The following is a 13,375-nucleotide window of genomic DNA, read 5'->3' on the forward strand; positions in this document are numbered from 1 at the left end:
ATGCCGACCTTGGTCGGCGCCGTTGAAGGGCGGATGCCGGCCAGCGGCCGGCACTACCCGTGAACGAAGGTCATGGCATGATGTCCACGCGCCTCCGGCGCGATGACATGGAGTCTGCGATGGCCTGGTTGTCGCTGCTGCTGTTCCTGCCCTGGTTCCTGCTGCTGGGCAGCCTGTACTGGCTGTTCCCGCGCCAGCCGCGTACCGCGCGGCGGCGCCTGTTCGATGGCACCACCCTGGTATTGGCGTTCGCGCTGAGCATCGTGTCGATGCTGTGGGGCTACCGCATCGGTGTGGTGCAGCCCGGCGCCGGCCCGATCTGGCCGCAGGTGCTGGCGGTGCTGTATGCCTACGGGGCGTTCCTGGCGGTGCTGGTGCTGGCCCTGTTGCTGCGGCCGCGGTTCGCATTGCGCTCCGGCTGATCGGTAGTGCTGGCCGCTGGCCGGCACATGCATTCTCCTGGTTATCCCGAGGTTGCCGGCCAGCGGCCGGCACTACCCGACCAAAGCCGCATCGAACCCGGGCCGCCTGCGCGCCTACCATGGGGGTCTGTTCCCGATCCTGCCAGGTGCGTGCCGATGACCGCCGACCCCAGCATCCACACCATCGATACCGGCTTCCAGCGCCCGGATTTCGACGCGGCTTACCTGATCGTTGAAAACGGCCGCGCTGCGTTCGTCGACTGCGGCACCGGCCTGTCGGTACCGGCGATGCTGCAGGCGCTGGCGGATGCCGGCCTGGGCGTGGAGGCAGTGGACTGGCTGCTGCTCACCCACGTGCATCTGGATCACGCGGGCGGTGCAGGCCTGCTGATGCAGCAGTTGCCGAATGCGAAGGCGGTGCTGCACCCGCGCGGCGCGCCGCACATGATCGACCCGACCCGGCTGATCGCTGGCGCCACGGCGGTATACGGCGCCGAAGAGATCGCGCGCAGCTATGGCCGCATCGAGGCGATTCCGGAGCACCGTGTGGTGGTGGCCGAAGACGGCCACCGCATCGACCTGGCCGGCCGCGAGCTGGTGCTGCTGCATACCCCGGGCCACGCGCTGCACCACTACTGCGTGTGGGATGCACGCAGCCGCAGCTGGTTCACCGGCGATACGTTCGGCATCTCCTACCGCGAGCTGGACAGTGCGCAGGGCGCTTTCATCTTCCCGACCTCCTCGCCGGTGCAGTTCGACCCGGAGGCGATGAAGGCTTCGATCCGGCGCATGCTCGATTACGCGCCGCAGGCGATGTACCTGACCCACTATGGGCGCGTGCAGCAGGTTGAAAAGCTGGCCGAAGACCTGTTCGAGCAGATCGATGCGATGGCCGCCATCGGCCGCCAGTGCGACGGGCGACCGGACCGCCACCGCTGCCTGCTGGCCGCGCTGCAGGCGCTGTACCTGGAACGTGCACAGCTGCATGGCTGTGCGCTGGACGATGCCGCGGTGACTGCAGTGCTGGCGATGGACATCGAACTCAACGCGCAGGGCCTGGCGTGCTGGCTGGACCGCGTATCGCGCTGACCTGGGCGCGCCCTATTGGCGGGAATCCGGTGTGCCACTGGTAGATCCACGCCATGCGTGGATGACGTGGGCCCATGCTGCGCCGTGATGTCACGACCACGTTACACTCTGGTGACTTCCAAGCTAGCCGTGGTACTGCCGTGAATCCGATGCGCGTGTTGCTGCTGTCGTCCTGCCTGTTCGTCGGTGGCCTGGCCCATGCGGCCAACGATCTGCCCGGCGGCGGCATCGATCCGCAGGCACTGTCGCGCCATGTGCGCGTGCTGGCGTCGGATGAATTCGAGGGCCGCGCGCCGGCCACCGAGGGCGAAGAGCGCACGGTGCAGTACCTGATCGAGCAGTTCCGCAGCTACGGCCTGCAGCCGGGCGGCGTGGACGGCAGCTGGGTGCAGCCGGTGCCGCTGGTGCGCGCGCAGCTGGACGGCGCGGCCAAGGCCAGCCTGTCGCTGAAGCAGGGCAAGCGCGCGCTGGCCAACGGCGTGGACGTGACCCTGCAGAGCCTGCAGCCGCGCAAGCGCGTGCAGATCAAGGATGCGCCGCTGGTGTTCGTCGGCTACGGCATCGACGCGCCGGAGCGTCAGTGGAACGACTACAAGGACGTGGACCTGCACGGCAAGATCGCCGTCGTGCTGATCAACGACGCCGATTTCGAAGCCGATGCGCCGGGCGCGTTCGACGGCAAGGCGGTGACCTACTACGGCCGCTGGACCTACAAGTTCGAGGAAGCCGCACGCCGTGGCGCCGAGGGCGTGCTGATCGTGCACGAGACCGCACCGGCCGCCTATGGCTGGGCCACGGTGAAGAGCTCGGGCACCTCGCCGCTGTTCGACATCGAGCGCAGCCAGGCCGAGGCGATGGCGCAGCACACGCCGCTGCGTGGCTGGATGCAGCGCGAACTGGCCGAGGCGATCTTCGCCGACGCCGGCCTCGACTTCGATGCCGAGAAGCGCAAGGCGATGCGTGCCGACTTCCGCCCGGTGGCGCTGGACAACGCGAAGCTGAGCGTTGATTTCGCGCTCAAGCGCGAGCAGGTGGTGACCCGCAACGTGGTGGCCAAGCTGCCCGGTGGTGAACACGCCGACGAGGCCGTGATCTTCTCCGCGCACTGGGATGCCTTTGGTATCGGCCAGCCGGACGCCAAGGGTGACCGCATCCGCCGCGGTGCGATCGACAACGCCACCGGTGTGGCCACCGTGCTGGAACTGGGCCGCGTGTTCGCCGCCGGCCCGCAGCCGCAGCGCACGCTGTACTTCGTGGCCCTGACCGCCGAAGAGAAGGGCCTGCTGGGTGCCAGCTACTACGCCGCGCACCCGCTGGCGCCGCTGGACAAGACCGCTGCAGTGCTGAACATCGAGATGTTCAGCCCGGATGGCGCGACCCGTGACATCGCCTCGTGGGGCAAGGGCCGGGTCTCGCTGGAGGGTGACCTGGAGCGCGTGGCCAAGGCCCGCGGCCGCAGCTACAGCCCGGACCCGAACCTGGAAGCCGGCTTCTTCTACCGTGCCGACCACTTCGCCTTCGCCCGCCTGGGCGTGCCGGCGATCACCATCGGCCCGGGGCTGGACAAGCTGGACGGCGGCGTTGAAGCCGGCCGCGCGCTGCGCGAGAAGTACTTCGCTGACTGCTACCACCAGGCCTGCGATGCCTGGACCCCGAGCTGGGACCCGAGCGGCCACGCCGCCGACACCCTGCTGGTCTACGACCTGGGCGCCGAGCTGGCCAACAGCCGCCGCTGGCCGACGTGGGAAAAGGAATCGGAGTTCCGCGGCGCGCGCGACAAGAGCGAAGCGGCCCGCCGTTGAGGTAGTGCCGGCCGCTGGCCGGCAACTCCCTGCTCTTTCCGAAGGTTCATGAGGTTGCCGGCCAGCGGCCGGCACTACCGAAAGAGGTGGCGTTGCCGGCCAGCGGCCGGCACGCCCGGGTATTCGTCAGCGCCGGCGCAGCAGCGTCCACGCGCCCCAGCCACTGGCGGCGAGCGCTGCCAGATAGCACGCCACCATCGTGCGCAGTCCAACCGGCGACCCTGCATTGATGCCGCGATGCAGGCGCAGCTGCAGCGAGCTGTGGCCGCTGCCCAGGTCCACCGCCAGCTGCAGCGCCAGCGCGGCGCAGAACACCAGCAGGGCAATCCCGAATCCGATGCGCGGCCACGCGGCCTGCGCGTTGGGGCGGCGCAGCAGCCAGGCCAATGCCGTGGCTGCGGCCAGCGTCGCCGCGATCCACATCAATGGCGTGGCGGGAGACGTAGCGGCCACCGGCAATGCACCGGTGGCCGCGATCATGACGACGCGCTTACTTGCGGGTGCCGTCGAGCCAGTTCGGGCCCTTGTTGGTGAGGAAGAACACATAGACCACCAACGATACCGCGATCGTCGCGGTCACGTAGATGGCGAACCAGTCGACGTGGCCGGTCTTCAGCGCGCCCTGGTACAGCAGCGGGGCGGTGCCACCGAACAGCGAGTTGGCCAGCGCGTAGCCCAGGCCCACGCCCAGTGCACGCACGTGGGTCGGGAACAGCTCGGCCTTCACGACGGCGTTGATGGAGGTGTAGCCGGTGAGGATGACGAACGCCAGCGCCAGGGTCAGGAACGCCAGGGTGGCGTCATGCTGGTGCGGCAGCTGGGTGATCAGGTACCAGCTGTACAGCACGCCACCGACGCCGAAGAACACCAGCAGGGTCTTGCGGCCGATGATGTCCGACAGCCAGCCACCGACCGGCTGCAGCACCATCAGAAACGCCAGCACGCCCAGGTTGATCAGGGTGCCGGTCATCGGGTCGTTGCCGGCGAAGGCGCTCTGGATCATCTTCGGGCCGTTCACCGAGTAGGTGTAGAAGGCCACGGTGCCGCCGGCGGTGATCAGGAAGCACAGCAGCAGCGGCCGCCACTGGTGCACGAACAGTTCGTACATCGAGCCGGACTTCTGTGCCTTGCCCTCGCGCGCGGCCTCGATGGACGACTCCGACAGCGACTCGTCCATGCCCCGGCGCAGCCAGAACACCACCACCGCGGCGATGCCGCCGATGCCGAAGGCAATGCGCCAGCCCCACTCGGAGATTTCCGGCTTGCCCCAGAAGGTCAGCATCAGCAGCAGGGTCAGCTGGGCCAGCACATGGCCGCCGACCAGGGTGACGTAGTGGAAGGAGGACAGGAAGCCGCGGCGGCCGGGAATGGCGGCCTCGGACATGTAGGTGGCGCTGGCACCGTACTCGCCACCGGTGGCGAAGCCCTGCAGCAGGCGCGCAAACAGCAGGATGACCGCGGCCCAGATGCCGATGCTGGCGGCGGTGGGGGTGATGGCGATCAGGAACGAACACAGCGCCATCAGCGTGACCGAGACGGTCAGCGCCAGGCGGCGGCCATGGCGGTCGGCGAAGCGGCCGAAGAACCAGGCGCCGATCGGGCGCATCAGGAAGGTCGCCGCGAAGATCGCCCACACGTACATCGTGGAGTTCTTGTCATCGGGCGAGAAGAACTGCGATTCGAAGTACACGGCGAACACCGAGTACACGTAGACGTCGTACCACTCCACCAGGTTGCCGGCGGAGCCTTTGAGGGTGTTGGAGATCGACCGCCGCAGGGCGGCGCGGTCGTTCGCGGGGACAGCAGGTTGGGACGTGGTGCTCATCTGGGTGAGAATCCTCGATGCGGCGCGTCCGTGCGCAGGGAAAACGGCGCCCGGCCTTGGGGCGGCGCGGCCGGGCAGCCCTCTTGGTACTGCATCGACCGTCAACACGGGGTAGCAGACCAGAGCAGGGTGCATGGATGGATGACAGCGTGCCACCGTATGGGGTCCCGGACCATACTCAAAACGTCCTAGAATCCGCCTTCCCCCGGCTCCCTGGTGTGTCATGTCGGCTCCCCCCTCTTCGTCTGCGGCTGCCCCCCGGGGTGGCCTTGTCGCGCTGGCACTGCTGCTGGTCTACGTGGTCTGGGGCTCGACCTACCTGGGCATCGCCAAGGCCCTGCACGGCGGCGCACTGCCGCTGACGATGGTCTCCGGCAGCCGCTTCATCATTGCCGGCGGCCTGATGTTCCTTGCGCTGCGCCTGTTCTGGAAGCTGCCGAACCCGACCCTGCGGCAATGGCGCAACCTGGTCATCATGGGCGTGACCATGCTGGTGCTGGGCAACGGCATGGTGGTCCTGGCCGAACGCGAGGTGTCCTCGGGCCTGGCCGCCACGGCGGTGGCCTCGGTGCCGCTATGGATGGCGCTGTTCTCGGCGCTGCGCGGCCAGCACGCCAGCAAGGGCGAATGGCTGGGCATCGCCATCGGTTTCCTGGGCGTGGTCTGGCTCAACGCCGGCAGCAGCCTGACGGCCTCGCCGACCGGGCTGGTGCTGCTGCTGATCGCGCCGATCGGCTGGGCCTTCGGTTCGGTGTGGGCGCGTGGGCTGGACCTGCCGGGCCCGTTCATGACCGCTGCCGGGCAGATGGTCTGCGGTGGCGTGCTGCTGGTGCTGATCGGCCTGGCGGTAGGCGAGCGCCCGACCACGCTGCCCGATACCGGTGGCCTGCTGGCGATGGCCTACCTGTGCGTGTTCGGCTCCATCGTCGCGTTCACCGCCTACGTGTGGCTGCTGCAGAACGTGCGCCCCGCGCTGGCGGGCAGCTACGCGTACGTCAATCCGGTGATCGCGGTGCTGCTGGGCGCACTGCTCAACGGTGAGCGGTTCGGCTGGCGCGACCTGTTGGCGATGGTGGTGATTCTTCTGGGTGTGGTGGTGCTGACGATGGCAAGGACAAGAAAGAAATGAGCATGGATGAGAAAGAACAACGCCGGGGCCTGCTGGTCACCGCTTCCACCTTCGTGATCTGGGGACTGGTGCCGGTGTACTGGCACTTGCTCAACGAGGTGCCCTCGTTCCAGATCATCGCCCACCGCATCATCTGGAGCACCGTGCTGGTGCTGGGCTGGCTGCTGCTCAGCTCGCGCCTGGGCTGGTGGCAGAAGATCGCCGCACAGCCGCGCGCGCTGCCGATCCTGCTGGTGTCGAGCCTGACCATCGCCTTCAACTGGGGCCTGTACATCTGGGCGGTCAACGCCGGCCATGTCATCGAGACCAGCCTGGGCTACTTCATCAACCCGCTGGTGAACGTGCTGCTGGGCGTGCTGGTGCTGAAGGAACGCCTGCGCCGCCTGCAGTGGGTGGCGGTGGCGATGGCGGCGGTGGGCGTGGCCTGGCTGACCATCGACGCCGGCACACCGCCGTGGATCGCGCTGGGCCTGGCCTGTTCGTTCGGCCTGTATGGCCTGCTGCGCAAGCTGGTTTCAGTCGACCCGGTGGCCGGCCTGGGCGTGGAAAGCATGTACCTGTTCCTGCCGGCGCTGGCCTTCGCGATCTGGGCCGAGAATGGCCACGGCGGCGCGTTCTTCCATGGTTGGGGCTGGCGCAACGACCTGCTGCTGATCTTCGGCGGCGCAGTCACCGCAGTGCCGCTGATCGGCTTCGCCTACGGTGTGAAACGCATTCCGCTGTCGCTGGTCGGCATCCTGCAGTACATCGCGCCGAGCCTGCAGCTGCTGCTGGGTGTGTTCTTCTTCCACGAAGCGTTCGACACCGCCAAGGCGATCGGCTTTGCCGCGATCTGGGCCGGCCTGGTGCTGTTCGTCGGCGACAACATCCGCACGATGCGCGCCGCAAGGCGCTGACCAGGACGGGGTCGCATGGAACGGGGTCAGAGCCCTTCGCGGGGCGAAGGGATCCGACCCCGCTTCCCAAAAAAGAACGGCGCCCCGAGGGGCGCCGCTCTGCTTCCATCCACAGCCAGGAGAGAGATGGCTGTGGCGGGAACGCGGTTGCAGGCTTAGAAGCGCTGCTGATACTTCATGTACATGAAGCGGCCGATGTCGAAGCCACCGTAGTAGGTGAAGCTGCTGTTCGGCTGGCTGTACATGATCGGACCCTGGTGGTTGAACACGTTGTTCACGCCCAGCGACACGGTGCCATCCCACGGCAGGCTGTAGCGCACCTGCAGGTCGTGGAAGGTGTTGGAGCCCACCTTGTTGGTCGGCGATGCACTGGTGTACGACGAACTGAAGCCCGGCAGGTTGCACTCGTCCATGTACGAGCACTTCTCCTTCATGCTGGAGTAGTAGCGCGCGGTCCAGCCGATGCCGAGGTCGCCGTACTGCCAATCCAGGTTGAAGGTCGAGCGGACGCGGAAGTCGCCGCCCCAGCTGGTGCGCTGCTCCACCGGCGTGGTCGCGGCGTTGTCGTTGCGCTGCTTCAGGTAGTCGGTGTAGGTGGTGTTCCAGTTGACGGCGAACTGGCCGAACGTGGTTTCCGGCAGACGGTAACGCACGTTGACGTCATAGCCGGCGGTTTCGCGGAAACCGGCATTGACCAGCGAGCGGTCCAGGCTGTTGACCTGGCCGTTGCTGCCACGGGTGAAGCGGCCACAGGCGGCGTCCGAACCCTGCACATAGCACTGCTCGAGAATGCTGTTGGCGGTCTCGGAGACGATGGCGTTGTTGATGCGGATCTTCCACCAGTCGAGGCTGACATCCAGGCCGGCCACGAAGTCCGGGCTGTACACCAGGCCCACGGTCCAGGTCTTGGCGGTTTCCGGCTTCAGCGCTGCGTTGGAACCCGAGTTGAAGTCGACGGTCGACTGCTGGCCCGGCTTGGTGGCAACGGTGCCATCGCTGTTGAGCTGGCGGAAGTTGGCTGGCACCTTCAGCGCCTGGCAACGGGCAGCAACGGTCGGGCTGGTGGCCGCGGTACCGAACGAGGTATCGCACGGATCGGTGAACGAATCGCGGGTGGTGACGGTACCGCCGTACAGGTCATCCACGGTCGGCGCACGGAAGCCGGTGCCATAGGTTGCGCGGACCAGCAGGCTGTCGATCGGCTTCCACTTCAGGCCGAACTTGCTGTTGGTGGTCGAGCCGAAATTGTTGTAGTCCGAGTAGCGGCCGGCCACGTCCAGCGACAGCTCGCGGGCGAACGGCAGGTCGGCCAGCAGCGGCACCTGCAGCTCCAGGTAGACCTCGTTGAGCGAGTAGTCGCCACGCGTCGGCTGGCCGCTGGTGCCGGTAATCTCACCCTTCTGCACCCGCATGTCCGGCGTGTAGCTGGCTTCTTCGCTGCGGTGCTCGAAGCCCATCGCGCCCATGATGTCGCCGGCCGGCAGGGTGAACAGCGAACCGGAGATGTTGGCGCTGGCCACCTTGGTGGTGCTCTTCATCTTGTCGACGAAGCGGGCGAACAGGTAGTCCTGTACGTCCTGGTTGCTCAGCGAGCCAGGGCCGGTATAACCCATCGGCGCAGCCGGGTTCCACGGCACGCAGCCGGCGATCACCGCACCCGGTGAGCCGCAGCGGGCCACGTTGCCATCCATGAAGGACGGGCCGACGGCCTGGTTGACGTGCGGCTGGTACATGCTGCCGGTACCGATGCGCTCGCCTTCATTGCGGTTGTACATGTAGCTGACGTTCCAGTCCCAGTACCGCGAACCGGTTTCGAAGCTGCCTTCCAGGCCGATGCTGGCGCGCTTGGTCTCCAGATTGTTCTCGGTGCCGCGCGGCAGCTCCTCGGAGCGGTGCGCGAACAGCACATCCTGGCCCCACAGGTTGAACGTGCTGTCCTTGGACAGGGCGGCACGGCTGCCGTTGCGCGCCTGGGCGGCGCTGACCGAGTACGGGTAGCCGGCTAGCTGCTTGGTCGATTCGCGCTTGCTGTACAGCGCGTCGGCGACGATGCGCAGGTCGTCGGTGATCGAGAAGCCGCCGTTGGCGAACACCGAGGTGCGCTCCAGGCCGGTCAGCAGGCTCATGTTGGTCTTGCTGTTGGCACCATCGGCCGGATCCGGCGCGTGGAAGTTGCCCTTCTGGCTCGGATCGCCGCCCGGGCCCACGGTCAGGTTCTTGCCACCGACGGTGACGTAGCCCCACGGGGTGTTGCCGTTCAGGTTGTCGGTCGGGTGGCGCGGGCCGTTGGGATAGCGGCTGAACTCGCGATCCTTGCCCAGCACTTCGTCTTCCTTGGTGCGCTCAGCACCCACGGTGAACCAGCCGCGGTCGAAGGTCTTGCCGAAGGTGGCGCTGTAGGAGCGCTTCTGGCCGTCACCCTGGCCGTACTGGCCGACATAGACGCTGGCTTGGCCACCGTCGAAGTTCTTGCGGGTAATGATGTTGACCACGCCGGCGATGGCGTCCGAGCCGTACAGCGCGGACGCGCCATCGGTCAGCACTTCCACGCGCTCGACGATGGCCGACGGAATCGAGGCCAGGTCGGAGTAGCCGCCGGCGCTGACGCCCATGCGGCGGCCGTCGATCAGCACCAGGCTGCGTTCCGGGCCGAGGTTGCGCAGGCTGACGTACATGCCGCCGAAGTCGCGCGAGGAGGTCAGCGAAGACGCGCGGCCCATGCTCGGCGAACCTGCGGCGGGAATGTCCTGCAGGATGTCGGCGACGTTGACGTAGCCCTTCTTCTCGATCTCGGCGCGGTTGAGCGCGATCACCGGCTGTGCGGTCTCGACACTGGCCTGGCGGATGCGCGAGCCGGTGATTTCGATGCGGTCGAGGGTGGTGGTGGCGTCGCCGGTGCTCTGTGCGAAGGCGGGGGTGGTGCAGCTGGCGGCCAGCGCGATGACGATCGCGTTGCGCAGCGGAGTGGTTTTCAGGGACATCCGTGAAATCTCGTGTTTCAGGAAAAACATGCGCCCGTTCTATGGGCGCGTGGGGTGCTGCAAACCAACGTGGGGGGCGCGATTCTAGAATGTTTCCATTCGTAACTGTTTGTCTCTGCGCCACGGATGTGCGCGAAAATGAATCGCAACCAACAATCCACAGATGCGCTGTGCGCAGCGTCACGCGCGCTGCGTTTGCGATGGGCAGAGGCATCGATAGCGGCGCGAACCCGGCATGCTTGAGTGGTTGCGACAACACGTCGCAGAGCGCGGCGATGCGCAGGTGCTCTTCCGTTGTGATGCGCCTGCGTGCATGAAATGCTCTTCGCGATTTCGTCGAACGCAGGAGATGAAGGAATGATCCAGCTCGAAGAAGCACGCCGCCGCGTGGAGGCTGCACTTGCCAGCGACGATGAGCCGGTTGCCATCACGCACGAGCATGAAGTGGTTGAAGGCTGGCTGTTCTGTTTCCAGTCGCTGCGCTACCTGCAATCCGGCGAGATCTCGGATGCGCTGGCCGGCAATGGACCGATCTTCGTCGACCGTCATACGGGCGAGCAGCACGCGTTGGGCACGGCGTGCGCGCCGGAGGAGGCGCTTCGCCAGCATCTGGCCCAGCGGCGCCCGCCGTGTGATGTCGCGGCCGTGGATTGCTGAGACCGGCAACGAAAAAGGGACGGAGCCTTCGCTCCGTCCCCTGCGTGATGCGCGGTCTGTCGCTGCGTGATGCTCAGGTTTCGCGCAGCGCCGTGGTGATGGGCAAACGTGCCGCGCGCAGTGCCGGGAACAGGCCACCGACCAGGCCGATGCCCAATGCCCATTTCAGTCCGGTCCACAGCAGTTCCGGCGATACGTGGAACTTGAACACCACTGCGCTGAAGTTGCTGCCGATGGTGGACACGCTGTAGCCATTGAACAGCAGCCATGCCACTGCGCAACCGAGCAGGCCGCCGAGCAAGGCCAGCAGCATCGTCTCCAGCATCACCGCCGTCACCACCGGCAGGCCGCGGAAGCCGATCGCGCGCATGGTGGCGATCTCGCGCGCGCGCGTGGCCACTGCTGCATACATGGTGTTGAGCGCACCGAACACCGCACCCACCGCCATGATGGTGCCGATCACCTTGCCGAGGATGTCGATCAGCTTGGTCAGGCCACCGCCCTGCTTGCTGTAGTAGACGCGGGTGGTTTCCACGTCCAGTTTCAGGCGAGGGTCGGCAGCGACGGCGGCCTTGAACTGCTCGAAGCCGGGCTTGCCATCGGTGCGCACGCTGATCGACTGCCACGCACTGCGCTGGTAGGTGGTGGCCAGCGTGTCGGCGTCGGTCCACAGTTCCGAATCATGCGCGTCGCCGGTGACGAATACGCCCACAACGGTCCAGGTCTGGTTGCCCAGGGTCAACGTCTTGCCCACCTCCATATCGCGGAACTGGCCCTTGGCGCCCTGGCCGACCACGATCTCGCGCAGGCCGGTGGCGAACTTGCGGCCTTCGACGATCTTGACCTTGTCATGCACCGCCCACGCCTGCGGGCCGACGCCGCGGAATTGCGCATTGACGTCGGTGCCGTCGGACTTCGACACCAGGTTGACCACCTGCGACAGCTCCGGTGACAGCAACGGCCGGCCTTCGGCATCGCGGCTGATGCCGGGCAGGGTGGACAGCGTGGGTACCTGTTCGCGGGTGATGACCGAGTTGGTTTCGGCCTGCGAGCCGCCGCGCAGCACGATGGCAGTGGTGTCATCGCCGGTGTTGTTGAGCGTGGCCTGGAAGCCTTCGCCCATCGCCAGCATCGCCACCAGCACGCCGACCACGCCAGCGATGCCGACCACGATCACCGAGGACGCACCCCAGCGCTGCGGCAGGCTGGCCACGCCGATGCGGGTGGCGGCCAGTGCCAGTCGCCCACCGCGGGTCAGCAGCAGCCACAGTGCCACCAGCACGGCCACGGCCAGCACGCCGATCCACGGCAGGCTGATCCACAGCACCAGGCCGATCACCAGCAGCAGCACCGTCACGCCGTTGCCCAGCCACTTCTTGAGTTTGCTCTTGAACATGTCTGCGTTCTCCTCAGCGGCCGGCCAGTGCGTCGACGATCTTCAGGCGCTTGGCACGCAGCGCCGGCAACAGGCCGACGATGATGCCGATCACCACGATCAGGCCCAGCCCCATCAGCCAGGTCGGCGTCGGCACGTGCGGCGGCAGCATGCCCATGCTCTTCGGCCCGATCGCCGGCAGGATCAGCGCAGCCAGGCCCATGCCGATCAGGCCGCCCAGGCCGATCAGCAGCACCGACTCCACCATCACCAGGGTGAGCACGGTGCTGTCCTTGAAGCCCAGTGTCTTCAGCGTGGCCAGTTCGGGTACGCGCTCGCGCACGGCCTGCGCCATGGTGTTGCCGGTCAACAGCAGCAGGGTGAAGAACACCGCGCCCATGATCGAGGTGACGATCATGCCGATGTCCGCAAACTGCTTGACGAAGGCCTGCTGGAACGCCGATTCGGTCTGGGTCTTGGTCTCGTGGTCGGAGTTGGCCGAGATCGCATCGATCGCCTGCGCCACCCGCGAGGACTGGTCCGGATTGTCCAGCGTCACTGTGTACCAGCTCACCTGGTTCTTGATGTAGTCGTTGGATTCATCGAAGTACTTCCAGTTCATCATCAGCTGGCGTTCTTCGTTGGCGGCCAGCGCACGGTCCTTGGAGCGGTAGATGCCCTTCAGCTCCAGCGGCCAGTCGTTGCTGCCGCCACGCGGGAAGATCGTTGCCTGCAGCGGGATGGTGTCGCCGATCTTCCAGCCGAACTGCTTGGCCAGGGTCTCGCCGACGATGGCGCCGGTGCGGGTCTGCTTCCAGTCCTCCAGCTGTGCCGGATCGATCTGCAGCTCGCGGTAGACATCGAAGTAGTTGGGTGACACCGAGAAGTTCGGGAAGAAGTTCTTCGGGTCCTGGTAGATGCCGCCGAACCACATGCCGTAGGCCACGTCACGCACGCCGGCTACCTGCCGCACCTGGGCTTCCAGGCGGATCGGCAGCGACTGGGTGATCGACAGCCGCGAGGCGACCACCAGCCGGTTGGCGCCTTCCACGCTGCCGCCGGAGGTGAATGCCACGCGTACCGAATCGAGCATGCCGAACAGCAGGAACGCGGCCACCACCGAAAGCAGGGTCAACAACGTGCGGGTACGGCTGCGGAACAGCTGCGCCCACACCAACGAGAAGTATTTCATCGCCGTG

At 66.7% G+C, this 13,375-nt stretch carries 11 protein-coding genes; 6 read left to right on the plus strand and 5 right to left on the minus strand.

Going from position 1 to position 13,375, the window contains the following annotated elements; all coding sequences use genetic code 11:
* Nucleotides 1-119 precede the first annotated feature (119 nt).
* The 3 genes from SriyCCGPB3_RS01215 (at nucleotide 120) to SriyCCGPB3_RS01225 (ending at nucleotide 3,313) form a co-directional block, all read left to right on the plus strand.
* Entirely contained in the window at nucleotides 120-422 is a 303-nt protein-coding gene (locus SriyCCGPB3_RS01215; protein ID WP_014035662.1) for a hypothetical protein, read from the plus strand.
* A 156-nt stretch (nucleotides 423-578) separates the two neighbouring features.
* Nucleotides 579-1,511 (plus strand): MBL fold metallo-hydrolase, encoded by a 933-nt coding sequence (locus tag SriyCCGPB3_RS01220; RefSeq protein WP_153856755.1) that lies wholly within the window; start codon nucleotides 579-581, stop codon nucleotides 1,509-1,511.
* Nucleotides 1,512-1,660: 149 nt separating this feature from the next.
* Entirely contained in the window at nucleotides 1,661-3,313 is a 1,653-nt protein-coding gene (locus tag SriyCCGPB3_RS01225) for a M28 family metallopeptidase (RefSeq protein WP_153856791.1), read from the plus strand.
* Nucleotides 3,314-3,439: 126 nt separating this feature from the next.
* Here SriyCCGPB3_RS01225 and SriyCCGPB3_RS01230 read toward each other — a convergent pair whose 3' ends face one another.
* Both SriyCCGPB3_RS01230 and SriyCCGPB3_RS01235 read right to left on the minus strand, forming a co-directional pair.
* Nucleotides 3,440-3,793: a hypothetical protein gene (locus SriyCCGPB3_RS01230; protein ID WP_258011622.1), complete on the minus strand. Its 354-nt coding sequence runs from the start codon at nucleotides 3,791-3,793 to the stop codon at nucleotides 3,440-3,442.
* Nucleotides 3,794-3,803: 10 nt separating this feature from the next.
* The gene (locus tag SriyCCGPB3_RS01235; RefSeq protein WP_043035190.1) at nucleotides 3,804-5,138 is read right to left on the minus strand and encodes an MFS transporter; all 1,335 of its coding nucleotides are present in this window, start codon (nucleotides 5,136-5,138) and stop codon (nucleotides 3,804-3,806) included.
* 223 nt (nucleotides 5,139-5,361) lie between these two features.
* Between SriyCCGPB3_RS01235 and yedA the strand changes: the two genes are divergently transcribed.
* Nucleotides 5,362-6,267 (plus strand): drug/metabolite exporter YedA, encoded by a 906-nt coding sequence (gene yedA, locus SriyCCGPB3_RS01240; protein WP_110710779.1) that lies wholly within the window; start codon nucleotides 5,362-5,364, stop codon nucleotides 6,265-6,267.
* On the plus strand, nucleotides 6,264-7,163 hold the full coding sequence (gene rarD / locus SriyCCGPB3_RS01245) for an EamA family transporter RarD (RefSeq protein WP_110710780.1): 900 nt from the start codon (nucleotides 6,264-6,266) through the stop codon (nucleotides 7,161-7,163). Before yedA ends, rarD begins: the two co-directional genes overlap by 4 nt.
* A gap of 155 nt (nucleotides 7,164-7,318) precedes the next feature.
* On the opposite strand, the gene SriyCCGPB3_RS01250 is transcribed toward rarD, so the two are convergent.
* Nucleotides 7,319-10,144: a TonB-dependent receptor gene (locus SriyCCGPB3_RS01250; RefSeq protein WP_350259756.1), complete on the minus strand. Its 2,826-nt coding sequence runs from the start codon at nucleotides 10,142-10,144 to the stop codon at nucleotides 7,319-7,321.
* Nucleotides 10,145-10,501: 357 nt separating this feature from the next.
* On the opposite strand from SriyCCGPB3_RS01250, the gene SriyCCGPB3_RS01255 reads away from it, so the two are divergent.
* On the plus strand, nucleotides 10,502-10,801 hold the full coding sequence (locus SriyCCGPB3_RS01255) for a YrhB domain-containing protein (protein ID WP_180855227.1): 300 nt from the start codon (nucleotides 10,502-10,504) through the stop codon (nucleotides 10,799-10,801).
* A gap of 73 nt (nucleotides 10,802-10,874) precedes the next feature.
* Here the strand turns inward: SriyCCGPB3_RS01255 and SriyCCGPB3_RS01260 are convergent, their stop codons facing one another.
* Both SriyCCGPB3_RS01260 and SriyCCGPB3_RS01265 read right to left on the minus strand, forming a co-directional pair.
* Entirely contained in the window at nucleotides 10,875-12,197 is a 1,323-nt protein-coding gene (locus tag SriyCCGPB3_RS01260; protein WP_350259757.1) for an ABC transporter permease, read from the minus strand.
* Between the two features lie 13 nt (nucleotides 12,198-12,210).
* Nucleotides 12,211-13,368, minus strand: coding sequence for an ABC transporter permease (locus SriyCCGPB3_RS01265; protein ID WP_032128170.1), 1,158 nt, complete (start codon nucleotides 13,366-13,368; stop codon nucleotides 12,211-12,213).
* Between the last annotated feature and the right edge of the window lie 7 nt (nucleotides 13,369-13,375).

The sequence above is a fragment of the Stenotrophomonas riyadhensis genome, from assembly GCF_040256885.1.
GTDB classification, from domain to species: domain Bacteria; phylum Pseudomonadota; class Gammaproteobacteria; order Xanthomonadales; family Xanthomonadaceae; genus Stenotrophomonas; species Stenotrophomonas riyadhensis.

What these genes read in the sequence shown, in the direction of transcription:
- SriyCCGPB3_RS01215 (WP_014035662.1), top strand. Translation starts at nt 120, where the DNA reads ATGGCCTGGTTGTCGCTGCTGCTGTTCCTGCCCTGGTTCCTGCTGCTG.
- SriyCCGPB3_RS01220 (WP_153856755.1), top strand. Translation starts at nt 579, where the DNA reads ATGACCGCCGACCCCAGCATCCACACCATCGATACCGGCTTCCAGCGC.
- SriyCCGPB3_RS01225 (WP_153856791.1), top strand. Translation starts at nt 1,661, where the DNA reads ATGCGCGTGTTGCTGCTGTCGTCCTGCCTGTTCGTCGGTGGCCTGGCC.
- SriyCCGPB3_RS01230 (WP_258011622.1), bottom strand. Translation starts at nt 3,793, where the DNA reads ATGATCGCGGCCACCGGTGCATTGCCGGTGGCCGCTACGTCTCCCGCC.
- SriyCCGPB3_RS01235 (WP_043035190.1), bottom strand. Translation starts at nt 5,138, where the DNA reads ATGAGCACCACGTCCCAACCTGCTGTCCCCGCGAACGACCGCGCCGCC.
- yedA (WP_110710779.1), top strand. Translation starts at nt 5,362, where the DNA reads ATGTCGGCTCCCCCCTCTTCGTCTGCGGCTGCCCCCCGGGGTGGCCTT.
- rarD (WP_110710780.1), top strand. Translation starts at nt 6,264, where the DNA reads ATGAGCATGGATGAGAAAGAACAACGCCGGGGCCTGCTGGTCACCGCT.
- SriyCCGPB3_RS01250 (WP_350259756.1), bottom strand. Translation starts at nt 10,144, where the DNA reads ATGTCCCTGAAAACCACTCCGCTGCGCAACGCGATCGTCATCGCGCTG.
- SriyCCGPB3_RS01255 (WP_180855227.1), top strand. Translation starts at nt 10,502, where the DNA reads ATGATCCAGCTCGAAGAAGCACGCCGCCGCGTGGAGGCTGCACTTGCC.
- SriyCCGPB3_RS01260 (WP_350259757.1), bottom strand. Translation starts at nt 12,197, where the DNA reads ATGTTCAAGAGCAAACTCAAGAAGTGGCTGGGCAACGGCGTGACGGTG.
- SriyCCGPB3_RS01265 (WP_032128170.1), bottom strand. Translation starts at nt 13,368, where the DNA reads ATGAAATACTTCTCGTTGGTGTGGGCGCAGCTGTTCCGCAGCCGTACC.